The sequence below is a fragment of the Microbacterium stercoris genome (assembly GCF_017592545.1).
GTDB lineage: Bacteria > Actinomycetota > Actinomycetes > Actinomycetales > Microbacteriaceae > Microbacterium > Microbacterium stercoris.
Genome location: NZ_JAGFOA010000001.1, coordinates 707,501 through 721,865, shown reverse-complemented (window position 1 = coordinate 721,865; position 14,365 = coordinate 707,501). Strand labels below are relative to the sequence as shown.

The 14,365-nt window shown below is 70.1% G+C and carries 13 protein-coding genes and 1 pseudogene; 13 read left to right on the top strand and 1 reads right to left on the bottom strand.

What is annotated here, in order from left to right; genetic code table 11:
• Window positions 1–136 precede the first annotated feature (136 nt).
• The 3 genes and pseudogenes from J5V96_RS03320 (at window position 137) to J5V96_RS03310 (ending at window position 1,698) form a co-directional block, all read left to right on the top strand.
• Window positions 137–724: a nitroreductase family protein gene (locus J5V96_RS03320; protein ID WP_208500200.1), complete on the top strand. Its 588-nt coding sequence runs from the start codon at window positions 137–139 to the stop codon at window positions 722–724.
• Window positions 725–869: 145 nt separating this feature from the next.
• Window positions 870–1,211: pseudogene (locus J5V96_RS03315) on the top strand (sulfurtransferase); the annotation flags it as partial.
• A gap of 34 nt (window positions 1,212–1,245) precedes the next feature.
• Window positions 1,246–1,698, top strand: a complete 453-nt coding sequence (locus tag J5V96_RS03310; RefSeq protein WP_208500199.1) for a SufE family protein — start codon at window positions 1,246–1,248, stop codon at window positions 1,696–1,698.
• A 38-nt stretch (window positions 1,699–1,736) separates the two neighbouring features.
• Here J5V96_RS03310 and J5V96_RS03305 read toward each other — a convergent pair whose 3' ends face one another.
• The gene (locus J5V96_RS03305; RefSeq protein ID WP_208500198.1) at window positions 1,737–2,957 is read right to left on the bottom strand and encodes an alpha/beta hydrolase; all 1,221 of its coding nucleotides are present in this window, start codon (window positions 2,955–2,957) and stop codon (window positions 1,737–1,739) included.
• A 25-nt stretch (window positions 2,958–2,982) separates the two neighbouring features.
• Here J5V96_RS03305 and J5V96_RS03300 point away from each other — a divergent pair, with 25 nt between their 5' ends.
• From J5V96_RS03300 to cobA, 10 genes are all read left to right on the top strand, one after another.
• Window positions 2,983–3,564, top strand: coding sequence for a DUF3000 domain-containing protein (locus tag J5V96_RS03300; RefSeq protein ID WP_208500197.1), 582 nt, complete (start codon window positions 2,983–2,985; stop codon window positions 3,562–3,564).
• A complete protein-coding gene (locus J5V96_RS03295) occupies window positions 3,557–4,759 on the top strand; it encodes an HRDC domain-containing protein (protein ID WP_208500196.1) in 1,203 nt (400 codons plus the stop codon). The genes J5V96_RS03300 and J5V96_RS03295 overlap by 8 nt, the downstream gene beginning before the upstream one ends.
• Before the next feature lie 74 nt (window positions 4,760–4,833).
• A complete protein-coding gene (locus tag J5V96_RS03290) occupies window positions 4,834–6,039 on the top strand; it encodes a thiolase family protein (RefSeq protein ID WP_208500195.1) in 1,206 nt (401 codons plus the stop codon).
• Between the two features lie 8 nt (window positions 6,040–6,047).
• Window positions 6,048–8,189 carry a 3-hydroxyacyl-CoA dehydrogenase NAD-binding domain-containing protein gene (locus J5V96_RS03285; protein WP_208500677.1) on the top strand — a complete coding sequence of 714 codons (2,142 nt, stop codon included), beginning with the start codon at window positions 6,048–6,050 and terminating at the stop codon, window positions 8,187–8,189.
• 76 nt (window positions 8,190–8,265) lie between these two features.
• Complete coding sequence (locus J5V96_RS03280) at window positions 8,266–8,748, top strand: RrF2 family transcriptional regulator (protein WP_208500194.1); 483 nt, start codon at window positions 8,266–8,268, stop codon at window positions 8,746–8,748.
• A 142-nt stretch (window positions 8,749–8,890) separates the two neighbouring features.
• Complete coding sequence (locus J5V96_RS03275) at window positions 8,891–10,600, top strand: nitrite/sulfite reductase (RefSeq protein WP_208500193.1); 1,710 nt, start codon at window positions 8,891–8,893, stop codon at window positions 10,598–10,600.
• Window positions 10,597–11,340 carry a phosphoadenylyl-sulfate reductase gene (locus tag J5V96_RS03270; protein WP_208500192.1) on the top strand — a complete coding sequence of 248 codons (744 nt, stop codon included), beginning with the start codon at window positions 10,597–10,599 and terminating at the stop codon, window positions 11,338–11,340. Before J5V96_RS03275 ends, J5V96_RS03270 begins: the two co-directional genes overlap by 4 nt.
• Window positions 11,337–12,269: a sulfate adenylyltransferase subunit CysD gene (gene cysD / locus J5V96_RS03265; RefSeq protein WP_208500191.1), complete on the top strand. Its 933-nt coding sequence runs from the start codon at window positions 11,337–11,339 to the stop codon at window positions 12,267–12,269. The genes J5V96_RS03270 and cysD overlap by 4 nt, the downstream gene beginning before the upstream one ends.
• Window positions 12,269–13,585, top strand: coding sequence for a sulfate adenylyltransferase subunit 1 (locus J5V96_RS03260; RefSeq protein ID WP_208500190.1), 1,317 nt, complete (start codon window positions 12,269–12,271; stop codon window positions 13,583–13,585). The genes cysD and J5V96_RS03260 overlap by 1 nt, the downstream gene beginning before the upstream one ends.
• Window positions 13,578–14,351, top strand: a complete 774-nt coding sequence (gene cobA / locus J5V96_RS03255) for a uroporphyrinogen-III C-methyltransferase (protein ID WP_208500189.1) — start codon at window positions 13,578–13,580, stop codon at window positions 14,349–14,351. The genes J5V96_RS03260 and cobA overlap by 8 nt, the downstream gene beginning before the upstream one ends.
• Window positions 14,352–14,365 lie beyond the last annotated feature (14 nt).

The following is a 14,365-nucleotide window of genomic DNA, read 5'->3' as shown; positions in this document are numbered from 1 at the left end:
CGGCCCCTGTCTGGGCGGTCCGTGCGACACACTCCGACACATTCGATTCACGGGAATAGGCCTCGCCGGGACGCCGTTGACTCACGCGAGCAACGGCGCTCATGACCGAAATTCCGTGAACCGCAAGGAGCACAACATGGGCGCTGCCACGCTCGATCAGTCCGCCACCACCGATCACCCGATCCTGGATGTCCTCGTCGAGCGCTGGAGCCCCCGCGCCTACGACGCCGCCGTCGCGATCGACGAGCAGAAGCTGAACAGCGCGCTCGAGGCCGCCCGCTGGTCGCCGTCGGCGAACAACGTCCAGCCCTGGCGCTTCATCGTGGCCCGCCGCGGCACCGCCACGCACGCCGCCATCGTCGAGTCGCTGATGGGCTTCAACCAGGCCTGGGCTCCCAACGCATCCGCGCTGGTCGTCGCGATCGCCGAGACGAAGAACGCGAACGGCGACGAGCAGCCGTGGGCCTTCTACGACCTCGGCCAGGCCGTGGCCCACTTCAGCGTGCAGGCGCACGCCGAGGGTCTGCACGTGCACCAGATGGCCGGATTCGACGGTGCGCAGATCTCCGAGAAGTTCGGTCTCGAGGAGCGCTTCGTGCCCTTCACCATCACCGCCGTCGGCGACTTCGGTGACCACACCGAGCTGCCCGAGGCGCTGCAGGAGCGCGAGGTGGCCCCGCGCACGCGTCGCCCGATCGCCGAGTCGCTCGTCGTCAACGACTGAGCACGCCCACGCAGAAGCGGGGGGGGGGGGGGGGGCCCCCCCCCCCCCCCGCCCCCCCCCCGCGCCCCCCCCCCCCGCGCCCCCCGCCCCCCCCCCCACCCCGCTCAGGGCGGGGCGCGGGCGGGTGTCGTCCGCGGCCCCCCCCACCTCCGCCCCCGCGTACCCCGAGGAGGGCGCCCTGCGGGCCGGGCACATCCCCACCGCCCACAGCGTTCCGTGGGCCCGCGCCGTCGGCGAGAACGGCGGGTTCAAGTCGCGCGCCGAGCTCGAGACGATCTACCGCGACGAGGTCGGGCTGCAGGATGGCGACGACATCGTGGCCTACTGCCGCATCGGCGAGCGCTCGGCGCACACGTGGTTCGTGCTGAAGCACCTGCTCGGCTTCGAGAACGTGCGCAACTACGACGGGTCCTGGACCGAGTGGGGCTCTGCCGTGCGCGTGCCGATCGTCACCGGCGCCGAGCCGGGTGAGGTCCCCGCCCGCTGACCCGCCGTTCGCAGCGTGGTGGGAGGATGGACAGATGACCGCTGACGTCCTCCCCGCCGCGCTCGCGGAGATCCGCGAGGAGTTCCTCGAGCTCGACGAACCCGAGCGCCTGCAGCTGCTGCTCGAGTTCTCGCGCGAGCTGCCGGAGATCCCGTCCGCGTACGCCGATCACCCCGAACTGACCGAGCGCGTCGCCGAGTGCCAGTCGCCCGTCTTCATCGTGCTCGAGGTGGACGGCGCATCCGCCGACAGCATCGTCACGATGCACGCCACGGCCCCGGCCGAGGCACCCACCACCCGCGGCTTCGCCAGCATCCTCGCTCAGGGGATCTCCGGCCTCACGGCGCGGGAGGTCCTCGCGATCCCCGCGGACTTCCCGCAGTCGCTGGGACTCACGCGTGCGGTGTCGCCTCTGCGCATCGCCGGCATGACCGGCATGCTCATGCGCGCGAAGCGCCAGGTGCAGGCGCGCATCGACGCGCGCTGATCGACGCGCGTTGATCAACGCGGATCGGCGAAGCCGCCTCAGCGGCCGAAGCCGTGCGAGATGAGCCAGTCCCGGATCGCCGTCGTCCAGCGCGTCTCGTCGTAGTTCCACAGCTTCGTGTGGCGCGCCACGGCGAACGTCTCCAGCTGCACGATGTCGGGACGCGCCGATGCGAGCGCGTGCGAGGCGTCGGAGGGCACGAACCCGTCGTCGTCGCTGTGCAGGATCAGGATGGGCGCCGTCAGCTCGTCGGCACGCGCCACCATGTCCAGCTCGTCGAATGGGATGCGCACTCCCCCGCGCACCACCCGAGCTGTCCACTCTCTCTCGAGCATGCCGATCGCCGCGTGCGATGCGAAAGCGGGGACGCCGAGCCCGCGCCGGTGGAAATCGAGGACGAGCCGCCAGTCGACCACCGGGGATTCGAGCAGGATGCCGGCGATGCGCTCGCGCTGCTCGGAGCGCACGGCCGTCTGCAGCGCGACGGCACCGCCCATCGACCAGCCCATGAGGAGCACGCGCTCTGCGCCACGCGCGCGCGTCCACGAGATCGCCGCGTCGACATCGCGCCACTCCGTCACGCCCAGCCCGTAGCGACCAGTGCGGCTGTCGGGCGCCTCGCCGTCGTTGCGGTACGAGACCACGAGCGAAGAGATCCCGAGCGCGTGCAGCACGGGGACGGCGCGAAGCGTCTCGGAGCGAGTGGTTCCGCGCCCGTGCACGAGCACCGCCCAGGTGTCGCCGCGTCCGGCATCGAACGCCCACGCCGGTGCGAGGCCGACCGGCGTGTCGATGAGCTCCTCGTGGAAGGGCAGGTGGAGCTGATCCGGCTCGTCGAAGTACCAGCCGCTGAACGATGCGTGCGGCCCGACACGCGTCGGCTCGTCGATGTGGCTGAGCAGCTTGCGCGTCACGGTCGCGTCATCCTGCGCGAGCACGGCACCGAGCTTCACGTAGCCCGCGCCGTTGGTGAAGATGCCGTAGCGCCCGGGCAGCGACGTGTCGAGCGTGCGGCTGAGCGTGATGGTCTGCGCGGCGCGATCGATGCCGAGGATCTCGGTGTCGGCGCTGCGCGGAGCCGGGGTCACGATGCTGCGCGCCACGCCCGCGATGCGCACTGCCAGGGTCGCAGCGGCGCCCGCGAACAGCACGCTCAGGCCGATGGTGGACGCGAGAGCGGCGCCCCGGGTGCCGCGAGGCCCACCCACATCCGATCGTGATGCGACGGCAGGGGAAGCGGCGCGCCTGAGGTGCTTCATGACCCCTCCACTCTAATCTGACACCGTGAGTGCAGGAGGAGGCGCGGCAGACGCGTTCGCCGCCGCTGCGGAGCAGCTTCGAGCAGCGACCTTCCGCAGCGATTTCGTCGTGCGCGAGATCCCGTCCCCCGCGGGGGTGGCGCCGTTCAGTCTCGCCTTGGCGGGCGATGTGCGCCCGACGGAGCATGGCGACTCGCCCTACGGGACGGGCCGGTTCATCCTGCTGCACGATCCGACCGAACCCGACGCCTGGGGCGGCGCATGGCGCGTGATCGCGTTCGCGCAGGCTCCTCTCGAACCGGAGATCGGCACGGATCCGCTGCTCGCCGACGTCACGTGGTCGTGGCTCACCGACGCGCTCGACTCGCGAGGCGCCGCGTACCACTCGGCGTCCGGCACGGCCACGAAGATCCTGTCCAAGGGGTTCGGCGCGCTCGCCGACGAGGGTGACGGCGCCCAGATCGAGCTGCGGGCATCCTGGACACCCGACGGCCCGTTCGACGCGCACCTGGATGCGTGGGCCGAACTCGTATGCATGCTGGCGGGGCTCCCGCCGGGGTCCGAGGGCATCGCCGTCCTCGGAGAGCGGAGGAACGCGAATGGCTGAGGCCGCCCAGTACACCGTCATCGACACCGCCGAGGGGCTGGCTGCCGCCTGCGCGGCCCTGGCCGCCGGCTCGGGGCCCGTGGCCGTCGACGTGGAGCGCGCCTCCGGCTTCCGCTACTCGCAGCGGGCATACCTCGTGCAGGTGAACCGGCGTGACGCCGGCGTCTTCCTCTTCGACCCGCCGGCGCTGAAGGACCTCTCCCCTCTCCAGGCCGCCATCGGAGACGTCGAATGGGTGCTGCACGCGGCAAGCCAGGACCTCCCGTCGCTGCGCGAGCTCGATCTGCTGCCGCCGGAGATCTTTGACACGGAGCTCGCCGCACGGCTGCTCGGCTGGGAGCGTGTGGGCCTTGCCGCGGTCGTCGAGGCGACGATCGGCGTCGTCCTCAAAAAGGAGCACTCCGCGGCCGACTGGTCCACGCGCCCGCTGCCGCAGGCCTGGCTGGAGTATGCCGCTCTGGATGTCGAACACCTCATCGATGTGCGGGACGAACTCGTGCTCGCGCTCGAAGAGGCGGGTAAGTCCGAGTTCGCCGCGCAGGAGTTCGAGGCCACGCGCATCCGGGAGCAGAAGCCGCCGCGCACCGACCCGTGGCGCCGGCTCAGCGGCCTGCACACCCTGCGCGGTCGTCGCAACCTCGCCATCGCGCGCCAGCTCTGGCTGGCCCGCGAGGAGTACGCGATGCAGCAGGATGTCTCGCCCGGACGCCTGGTGCCGGATCGCGCGCTCGTCGCCGCGATCGCCGCGGCCCCCGCTTCGAAGAGCGAGCTCGCATCGCTCAAGGACTTCAACGGCCGCGCCAGCCGCTCTCAGCTCGACCGGTGGTGGAACGCGATCGTCGCGGGTCGCGAGAGCGCCGATCTGCCGCAGGAGCGCGTGCCCAGCGACACGCTTCCCCCGCCGCGCGCCTGGGTCGACCGCAACCCCGAGGCCGACGCGCGCCTGAAGCAGGCGCGCCCGGCGGTCGAGGAGCGTGCCGAGCAGCTGCACATGCCCACCGAGAACCTGCTCACACCGGAGATGCTGCGCCGCGTGGCGTGGGCGCCTCCGGCTCCCGCCGACGCGCTCTCCATCGGCGAGGCCCTCCGCGGGCTCGGCGCCCGCGAATGGCAGATCGAGCAGACCGCACAACTTATCGCCGATGCGTTTGTACGTTCCGTGCAGGCGGGTGACGAGGGCCCCGAACCCGCTTAGTCGATCCCGGCCAACCGGTTCCTCGGGTCACAGGCCCCTCCATAGGCTGAAGACAACCGAACCTGGGAGGCAGAGTGGCCGAGCTGGCTGATGTCTATTTCGTCGATGGAATGCGCACCCCCTTCGGGCGCGCGGGCGAGAAGGGCATGTATTGGAACACGCGAGCGGATGACCTCGCCGTCAAGGCGCTGAAGGGCCTGCTGGAGCGCAACCCGGAGGTGCCGAAGGACCGGATCGACGATGTGGCCATCGCCGCCACCTCGCAGACGGGCGACCAGGGGCTGACCCTCGGACGCACCGTCGGGATCCTTGCCGGGCTGCCGATGACGGTGCCCGGTCTCGCGGTCGAGCGCATGTGTGCCGGGGCCATGACGAGCGTCACGACGATGGCGGCGTCGATCGGCGTCGGCATGTACGACTTCGCGATCGCGGGCGGCGTCGAGCACATGGGTCACCACCCCATCGGCGGCAATGCCGACCCGAACCCGCGCTTCGTCGCGGAGCGCCTGGTGGACCCGGGCGCGCTCAACATGGGCGTCACCGCGGAGCGCATCCACGACCGCTTCCCGCAGCTCACCAAGGAGCGTGCGGACCGCTTCGGCATGCTGAGCCAGCACAAGGCTCAGGCAGCCTACGAGTCCGGGAAGATCCAGCCGGATCTCGTGCCGGTCGCGATCACGGGCGCGGATGGCCAGTGGGGCCTCGCGACCGAGGACGAGGGCCGTCGTCCCGAGACGACGATGGAGGGCCTCGCCGCCCTCAAGACCCCGTTCCGCCCGCACGGCCGCGTGACCGCGGGAACGTCCTCGCCGCTCACGGACGGCGCCACCGTCAGTCTTCTGGCGAGCGGCGCGGCCGTGAAGGAGTTCGGCCTGACGCCGAAGATGCGCCTGGTCTCGTTCGCGTTCGCCGGCGTCGAGCCCGAGATCATGGGCATCGGTCCGATCCCCTCGACCGAGAAGGCCCTCGCCAAGGCGGGACTGACGATCGACGACATCGGCCTGTTCGAGCTCAACGAGGCCTTCGGCATCCAGGTGCTCTCGCTGCTGGATCACTTCGGCATCGCCGATGACGATCCGCGCGTGAACCCGTGGGGCGGCGCGATCGCCCTCGGCCACCCGCTCGCCGCATCCGGCGTGCGGCTCATGATCCAGCTGGCGGCACACTTCGCCGAGCACCCCGAGGTGCGCTACGGCATGACCGCGATGTGCGTCGGTCTCGGCCAGGGCGGCACCGTCATCTGGGAGAACCCCCACTACACCGGCAAGAAGAAGAAGTGAGCGCCGCAGTGACCGACTACAGCACCATCGACTTCTCCCCGCTGCTCGCAATGGCGGACGCGGAGGTCGTCACGCACTCGCTCGTGAGCGACGTCCGGCTGCCCAGTGGCCGCACCATCGCGCTGATCACGCTGCACAACGGCAAGGACCACACCCGCCCGAACACCCTCGGCCCCGCCACGCTGACCGAGCTCGACGAGCGCCTCGACGAGCTCAAGAAGCGCGCCGAGGCCGGCGAGATCGACGCGGTCGCCGTCACGGGCAAGCAGTACATCTTCGCGGCAGGGGCCGATCTGTCCGGCGTGGGCGCCCTGCCCTCGAAGGACTTCGCGCGCCTGATCGCCCAGCTCGGACACCACGTGCTCGGCAAGCTGTCGAAGCTCGGGGTGCCCTCGTTCTCGTTCGTGAACGGTCTGGCTCTCGGCGGCGCCGTCGAGATCGCCCTGCACTCGACCTATCGCACGGTCGATTCCTCGGCCGCGGCGATCGCTCTGCCCGAGGTGTTCCTCGGCATCGTGCCCGGCTGGGGTGGCGCGACCCTGCTGCCGAACCTGATCGGAATCGAGAACGCCCTCGAGGTGGTCATCTCGAACCCTCTCAAGCAGAACCGCACGCTCAAGCCGCGCCAGGCGTACGAGCTCGGGATGTTCGACGCGATCTTCGGCCCGGCCTCCTACCTCGAGGATTCGCTCGCCTGGGCCGACGGCGTGCTGGGCGGAACGGTCAAGGTCGAGCGCAAGAACGCACCCGGCAAGATCGAGCGCCTGACGAAATGGCCGATCGCGATCAAGGTCGCGCGCGGCATGCTGGAGAGCCGCATCGGCACGGAGCCGAAGTCGCCGTACCTTGCGCTCGAACTGCTGGACAAGGCGAAGTCCGGATCCATCGAAGAGGGTTTCGCGCGCGAGGACGAAGCGCTCGCCGAGCTCATCTCCGGCGACCAGTTCGTCGCTTCCATGTACGCGTTCGATCTCGTGCAGAAGCGCGCCAAGCGCCCGGTCGGTGCTCCGGACAAGGCCCTCGCCAAGAAGGTCGCCAAGGTGGGCGTCATCGGCGCGGGCCTGATGGCGAGCCAGTTCGCGCTGCTGTTCGTGCGGCGTCTGGAGGTGCCCGTGCTCATCACGGACATCGACCAGGCGCGCGTCGACAAGGGGCTCGCGTACATCCGTGACGAGATCGCCCAGCTGCGCACGAAGGGCCGCATCGACGCGGACACCGCCAACCGACTGAACGCGCTGGTGCACGGCACGGTCGACAAGAGCGAGTACGCCGACTGCGATTTCGTGATCGAGGCGGTCTTCGAGGAGACCGGCGTCAAGCAGCAGGTCTTCCGCGAGATCGAGAAGATCATCGCTCCCGACGCGATCCTGGCCACCAACACGTCGTCGCTCTCCGTCGAGGAGATCGGATCGGTGCTCGAACACCCCGAGCGTCTTGTGGGCTTCCACTTCTTCAACCCCGTCGCGGTGATGCCGCTGATCGAGATCGTGAAGACGCCTCAGTCCAGTGACGAGGCGCTCGCGACCGCGTTCGTCGTGGCTCGCAACCTGAAGAAGAACGCCGTGCTGACCGCCGATGCCCCCGGCTTCGTCGTCAACCGTCTGCTGGCCAAGGTCATGGGAGAGGCAGCCCGGGCCGTCGACGAGGGCACGCCGCTGCTCACGGTCGAGAAGGCGTTCGCGCCTCTCGGTCTCCCGATGACGCCGTTCCAGCTGATCGATCTGGTGGGATGGAAGGTCGCCGCGCACGTTCAGGACACGATGGTGCGCCACTTCCCCGACCGCTTCTTCGCCTCGCAGAACCTCCATCGCCTCTCCGAGGTGGGCGCTGTGGTCGAGAAGGACAAGAACGGACGCGTCACCGGCTGGACGAAGGAGGCGCAGAAGGTCATCGAGTCCGGCAAGTCGCCCGCGTCCGAAGCGGAGATCCTCCGCCGCGTGGAGGACGGGCTCGCCAGCGAGATCAAGCTGATGCTGGACGAGGGTGTGGTGCCCGAGGTCGAGGACATCGACCTCTGCCTCATCCTCGGCGCGGGCTGGCCGTTCATCGACGGAGGCGCCTCGGCCTACCTGGACCGCTCCGGCGCGTCCGAGCGCGCCGCGGGCGGGACGTTCCACACGCCGCCGCTGCGGGGCGCCGCGCACCGCTGAGCGCACGCGACGCGGCAGCACTGAGGGCCGGATCCGCACGGATCCGGCCCTCAGTTCGTCATGACAGGATCAGGACATGCGCATCTCCGCCCGAGCCGAATACGCCGTGCGCGCCTCGGTGCTCCTCGTGAGCGCCACGCGCGTGCTCACCAGCGCCGAGATCGCCACAGCCGAAGGTATTCCGCCGAAGTTCCTCGAGGCGATCCTGACCTCGCTCACCCGCGCGGGCGTGGTCTCGAGCCGACGCGGCGCGTCCGGAGGGTACGAGCTGGCGCGCCCGGCACACCTCATCACCGTCGCCGACGTGATCCGCGCCGTCGACGGACCGCTCGTCTTCGTGCGCGATCAGCGCCCGAGCGAGATGCAGTCGAGCGGCATCCTGCTGGAGCTGTGGGTCGCACTGCGGGCGAGCGTGCGCGACGTGCTCGAGCGCACGTCGCTGCAGGATCTCTCCAACGGCCGCCTGCCGGCCCACGTCGACGCCCTCGTCAAGTCGCCCGGGGCATGGGTGAGCCCTGACACCGATCGGCGTCTCGACACGCCTGACTACTTCATCTGAGGGACGCGCCGCCCTATAGCGCACCGCTCGACGGTATTCCTACCGTCGCGGTGGGCATTCGTCACACAACGTCTCTTCCCGAGGGCGCGATGGCGGTCGTCTTTAGTCTTTCCCTGACGACGAGTCAAGAGGAGACCCCGAGATGACATCCACGGAGATCGCGCCCCCGGTGCGCGGCGCACGGCTCCGTCCGTCGGGCAAGCCGAACGGGCAATGGCTGGTCGACGGCAAGGAACCGCTCAACGGCAACGAGGAGTGGAAGCAGGCCGACGGCGGCCTGAGCGTCCGCGAGCGCATCGAGAGCACGTACGCGCAGGGCGGCTTCGCCTCGATCGACCCGACGGATCTGCACGGCCGCTTCCGCTGGTGGGGCCTCTACACCCAGCGCAAGCCCGGCATCGACGGCGGCCGGACCGCGACGCTCGAGCCTCACGAGCTCGAGGACGAGTACTTCATGATGCGGATCCGCCTGGACGGTGGGCAGCTGAGCACCGAGCAGCTGCGCGTCATCGCGGATGTCTCCGTCGAGTTCGGTCGCGGCACCGCCGACATCACCGATCGTCAGAACATCCAGCTGCACTGGGTGCGGGTCGAGGACGTCCCCGAGATCTGGCGCCGCCTCGAGGCGGTCGGCCTGTCGACCACCGAGGCGTGCGGCGATGTGCCGCGTGTGGTGCTCGGATCGCCCGTCGCCGGCATTGCCGTCGATGAGCTGATCGATCCGACCGCCCAGATCGAGGAGATCACCAGCCGCTTCATCGGCGACGAGTCGCTCGCGAACCTGCCCCGCAAGTTCAAGTCGGCCATCACCGGTCATCCGAGCCACGATGTCGTCCACGAGATCAACGACGTGGCATTTGTGGCCGTCGAGCACCCCGAGCTCGGCATCGGCTACGACGTCTGGGTGGGCGGCGCGCTGTCCACCGTCCCGCGTCTCGGAGAGCGCCTCGGCGCTTGGGCTGCCCCCGACCAGGTGGCGGAGGTGTGGCACGGCGTCGCGCAGATCTTCCGCGACTACGGATATCGCCGCCTGCGCAACAAGGCCCGCCTGAAGTTCCTGCTCGCCGACTGGGGCGTCGAGAGGTTCCGCGACGTGCTGGAGACCGAGTACCTCGGTTACCGCCTCGCCGACGGCCCCGCGGCCCCCAAGCCGCTCACCCCGGGTGACCACGTGGGCGTGCACGCGCAGAAGGACGGCCTGTTCTACGTCGGTGCGACGCCGATCGTCGGGCGCACCTCTGGCGAGAACCTCGGCAAGCTCGCCGACCTGATCGAGGCACAGGGCTCTTCCCGCCTGCGCCTGACTCCGCATCAGAAGATCGTGGTGCTCGACATCCCGAAGGAGAACGTCGAGCCGCTCATCCAGGGACTCGACGAGCTCGAGTTCAGCGCGCGGCCCAGCCTGATCCGCCGCGGCACCATCGCATGCACCGGCATCGAGTTCTGCAAGCTCGCGATCGTGAACACGAAGGACAACGCCCGCGAGGCGATCTTCGAGCTCGAGAAGCGCCTCGACGGCATGGACCTGCGCGCCCCGCTCAGCCTCAACGTGAACGGCTGCCCGAACTCCTGCGCCCGCATCCAGACGGCCGACATCGGCCTCAAGGGCCAGATCATCACCGACGACGAGGGCAACCAGGTGCCGGGCTTCCAGGTGCACCTCGGCGGTGGTCTCGCCTCGTCCGAGCGCGAGGAGGCCGGCCTCGGGCGCACCGTTCGCGGGCTGAAGGTCGCAGCGGACGGCATCGCCGATTACGTCGAGAAGGTCGCCACCCGCTACGTGGCCGGGCGCGTCGATGACGAGACCTTCGCCCAGTGGGCGCACCGAGCCGCCGAGGAGGAGCTGCGATGACCGTCTCACTCGCCCCGCGCGTCACCGTGCGCCGCTCCGCCGAGGAGCTCGAGGCCCTCGCTCTCCGCGGCAACGAGGAGCTCGGTTCGCTCACCGACCACGAGGCGACTCCCGCTCAGGTCATCGACTGGGTCGCCCGCAACTTCGACGTCGGCGCCCTGGCCGTCGCCTGCTCGATGGCGGACGCGGCCCTGCCGCATCTCGTCGCCGACCGGCTGCCGGGAGTGGACGTCCTCTTCCTCGACACGGGCTACCACTTCACCGAGACCGTCGCCACGCGCGACGAGGTGTCCCGCACCCTCGATGTGCGCGTGGTGGATGTGCTTCCCGAGCAGACCGTCGCAGAGCAGGACGCGGCGTGGGGCAAGGACCTACACGGGCGCGACGCGGCGAGATGCTGCGACCTGCGGAAGGTTGCTCCGCTCCACGAGGCCCTCCAGGGCTACGAGCTCTGGTTCACCGGCGTCCGACGCGACGAGGCTCCCACCCGCACGAACACCCCGCTCGTCACGTGGGACGCGAAGAACGGTCTCGTGAAGGTGAATCCCGTCGCCGCATGGTCCTGGGACGACCTCTCGACCTACGCGGCCCTCCACAAGGTGCCGATGAACCTGCTGCTGAACTTCGGTTTCCCGTCGATCGGCTGCAAGCCCTGCACCCGCCCCGTCGCCCCCGGCGAAGACCCCCGCTCCGGCCGCTGGGCCGGGCTCGACAAGACCGAATGCGGACTCCACACATGAGCGACACCCTCACCGTCCCGCGAGCGGGCACCGGCCAGCGCCTTTCGACCCTCGATCTTCTCGAGGCCGAGGCCATCCATGTCATCCGCGAGGTCGTCGCCGAATTCGACCGCCCCGTTCTGCTGTTCTCGGGCGGCAAGGACTCGGTGGTCGTTCTCCACCTCGCTGCGAAGGCCTTCCTGCCGGGTCGTGTGCCGTTTCCGGTGCTGCACGTCGACACCGGGCACAACTTCCCCGAAGTGATCCGCTTCCGGGACGAGACCGTCGAGCGGCTCGGTCTCACGCTGGAGGTCGCGCGCGTGCAGGACTACATCGACGACGGTCGCCTTCACGAGCGCGCCGACGGCACGCGCAATCCGCTGCAGACCCTGCCGCTGCTGGATGGCATCGCCGCGGGGAGGCACGACGCCGTCTTCGGCGGCGCCCGCCGAGACGAGGACAAGGCGCGCGCCAAGGAGCGCATCTTCTCCCTGCGCGACGAGTTCGGGCAGTGGGATCCCCGCAACCAGCGGCCCGAGCTGTGGAGCCTTTACAACGGCCGCCATACCCCCGGCCAGCACGTGCGCGTGTTCCCCATCTCGAACTGGACCGAGCTCGACATCTGGCGCTACATCGAGCGGGAGAACATCCCGCTGCCTCCGCTCTACTTCGCGCACGAGCGCGAGGTCTACCGCCGCGACGGCATGTGGCGCGCGGTCAGCCCCGTCTCGGAGCCCCGCGCGGACGAGACGGTCGAGAAGCGCGTGGTGCGCTACCGCACGGTCGGCGACATGAGCTGCACGGGCGCCGTCGAGTCGACCTCGGCGCACGTGTCGGACATCGTCGCGGAGGTCGCGGTGTCCACCCTCACCGAGCGCGGCGCCACCCGTGCGGACGACCGGATCAGCGAAGCGGCCATGGAAGACCGCAAGAAGGACGGATACTTCTGATGACCACGCTCGCCCCCTCGACGCTCTTCCGCTTCGCGACCGCCGGCTCGGTCGACGACGGCAAGTCGACCCTCGTCGGCCGTCTGCTGCACGATTCCAAGGCGATCCTCGCCGACCAGCTCGAGCAGGTCGCCCGCACCTCGAAGGAACGCGGCTTCGCCGGCGCGGACGGCATCGACTTCGCGCTGCTCACCGACGGCCTCCGGGCCGAGCGCGAGCAGGGCATCACGATCGACGTCGCCTACCGCTATTTCGCAACCGCAGAGCGCTCGTTCATCCTGGCCGACTGCCCGGGACACGTGCAGTACACGCGCAACATGGTCACCGGCGCCACGACGGCCGACGCCGTGGTCGTGCTCATCGACGGCCGCAAGGGCGTGCTCGAGCAGACCCGACGCCACCTCGCGGTGACGGCGCTGCTGCGCGTGCCGCACGTCATCGTCGCGGTGAACAAGATCGACCTGCTCGACTACGCCGAGGATGCCTTCACCCCGGTCGCCGCGCAGGTGCGCGAGGTCACGGCCGAGCTCGGCCTCACCGACGTGCGCGTGCTGCCGGTGTCCGCCCTGGCCGGCGACAACATCGTCGAGCGGTCTGAGCGCACGCCGTGGTACGACGGGCCGTCGCTGCTCGAGCTGCTCGAGACGCTGCCCGCGATCGACGCCGAGCAGCGCGAGGCAGAACCCTTCCGCCTTCCCGTTCAGCTCGTGCTCCGCCCGCAGGGCGGGCTCTCCCCCGTGCTCACCGCCTCCGATCCGGATGCGACCGAGCGCCTCCGCGACTACCGCGCTGCCGCCGGCCGCATCTCATCCGGATCGGTCCGCGTGGGAGACCGCGTGAAGGTGCTGCCCGCCGGCATCGTCACAACCGTCGCGGCCGTCGAGCTCGCCGGTGTGCCGGTGGTCGAGGCCGCCGCGCCGCAGTCGGTCGCGATCCAGCTCGCGGATGACATCGATGCCGCGCGGGGAAGCGTGCTCGTCGCCGAGGGATCCGAGCCGGCGGTCGCCAAGGAACTCGACGCGAACCTGTTCCTGCTCGATGAGCAGACGCTGGTCCGAGGAACGCGCGTCCTTGTCAAGCACGGCACCAAGACGGTGCAGGGCATCGTCGACGAGATCGTCGACCGCCGCGACCTCGACTCGCTCGCGCACGTCCCCGCCGACCGCCTCGAAGTGAACGAGATCGGCCGCGCGCGCATCCGCCTCGCCGAGGCGCTGCCCCTCGAGCCGTACGAGACCTCGCGCACCTCGGGATCGTTCCTGGTCATCCGCCCGGCCGACGGTCACACGATCGCCGCCGGTACCGTCCGTGGCTGACAGGGTCGCCGCGGGCCGCGTCACGCTGGTTGGCGCGGGTCCCGGTGACGCGGGCCTCCTGACGGTACGCGGCCTGCGCGCCCTCGAGAGCGCCGACGTGATCGTCGCCGACCGGTTGGGGGCCCGCAGCGTGCTGGAGGGCCTGGAGGCCGATGGCGTCGTGCTGTCGGCCGAGGTCATCGACGTCGGCAAGCACCCGGGCCACCATCCCGTCACCCAGGAGGAGATCTCGCAGCTGCTCGTCGATCATGCGCGGGCCGGACGGGACGTCGTGCGGCTCAAGGGCGGCGACCCCTACGTGTTCGGCCGCGGGAGCGAGGAAATCCAGCGCTGCGTCGAGGCCGGCATCGCCATCGACGTCGTGCCGGGCATCACGAGCGCGATCTCGGTGCCCGCCGTCGCGGGTATCCCCGTGACCGCCCGGGACGTCGCCGCAGGGTTCACCGTGCTGTCCGGACACGTCCTCATCGAGGATCTCCCGGGTGGGCGCGACCACACGGTCGTCCTGCTGATGGGAGTGGGCACGCTCGCCCATTCGGCGCAGGTGCTCAGCCGCAGCCGTGGTGGCGGATGCCCCGTCGCGATCGTCGAGGACGGCTACGGGGCCGGCCAGCGCGTCACCTTCGGAACCCTGGACACCATCGCGCACATCGCCGCCCTGGCGAAGGTGCGCAACCCGGCCGTCGTCGTCATCGGCGATGTCGTCACCCTCAGCCCTTCTGCTCCCGCCGACCTCCGCGGCGCTGTGCGCCCGAGCGTCGGCTGATCCACGAACGACAA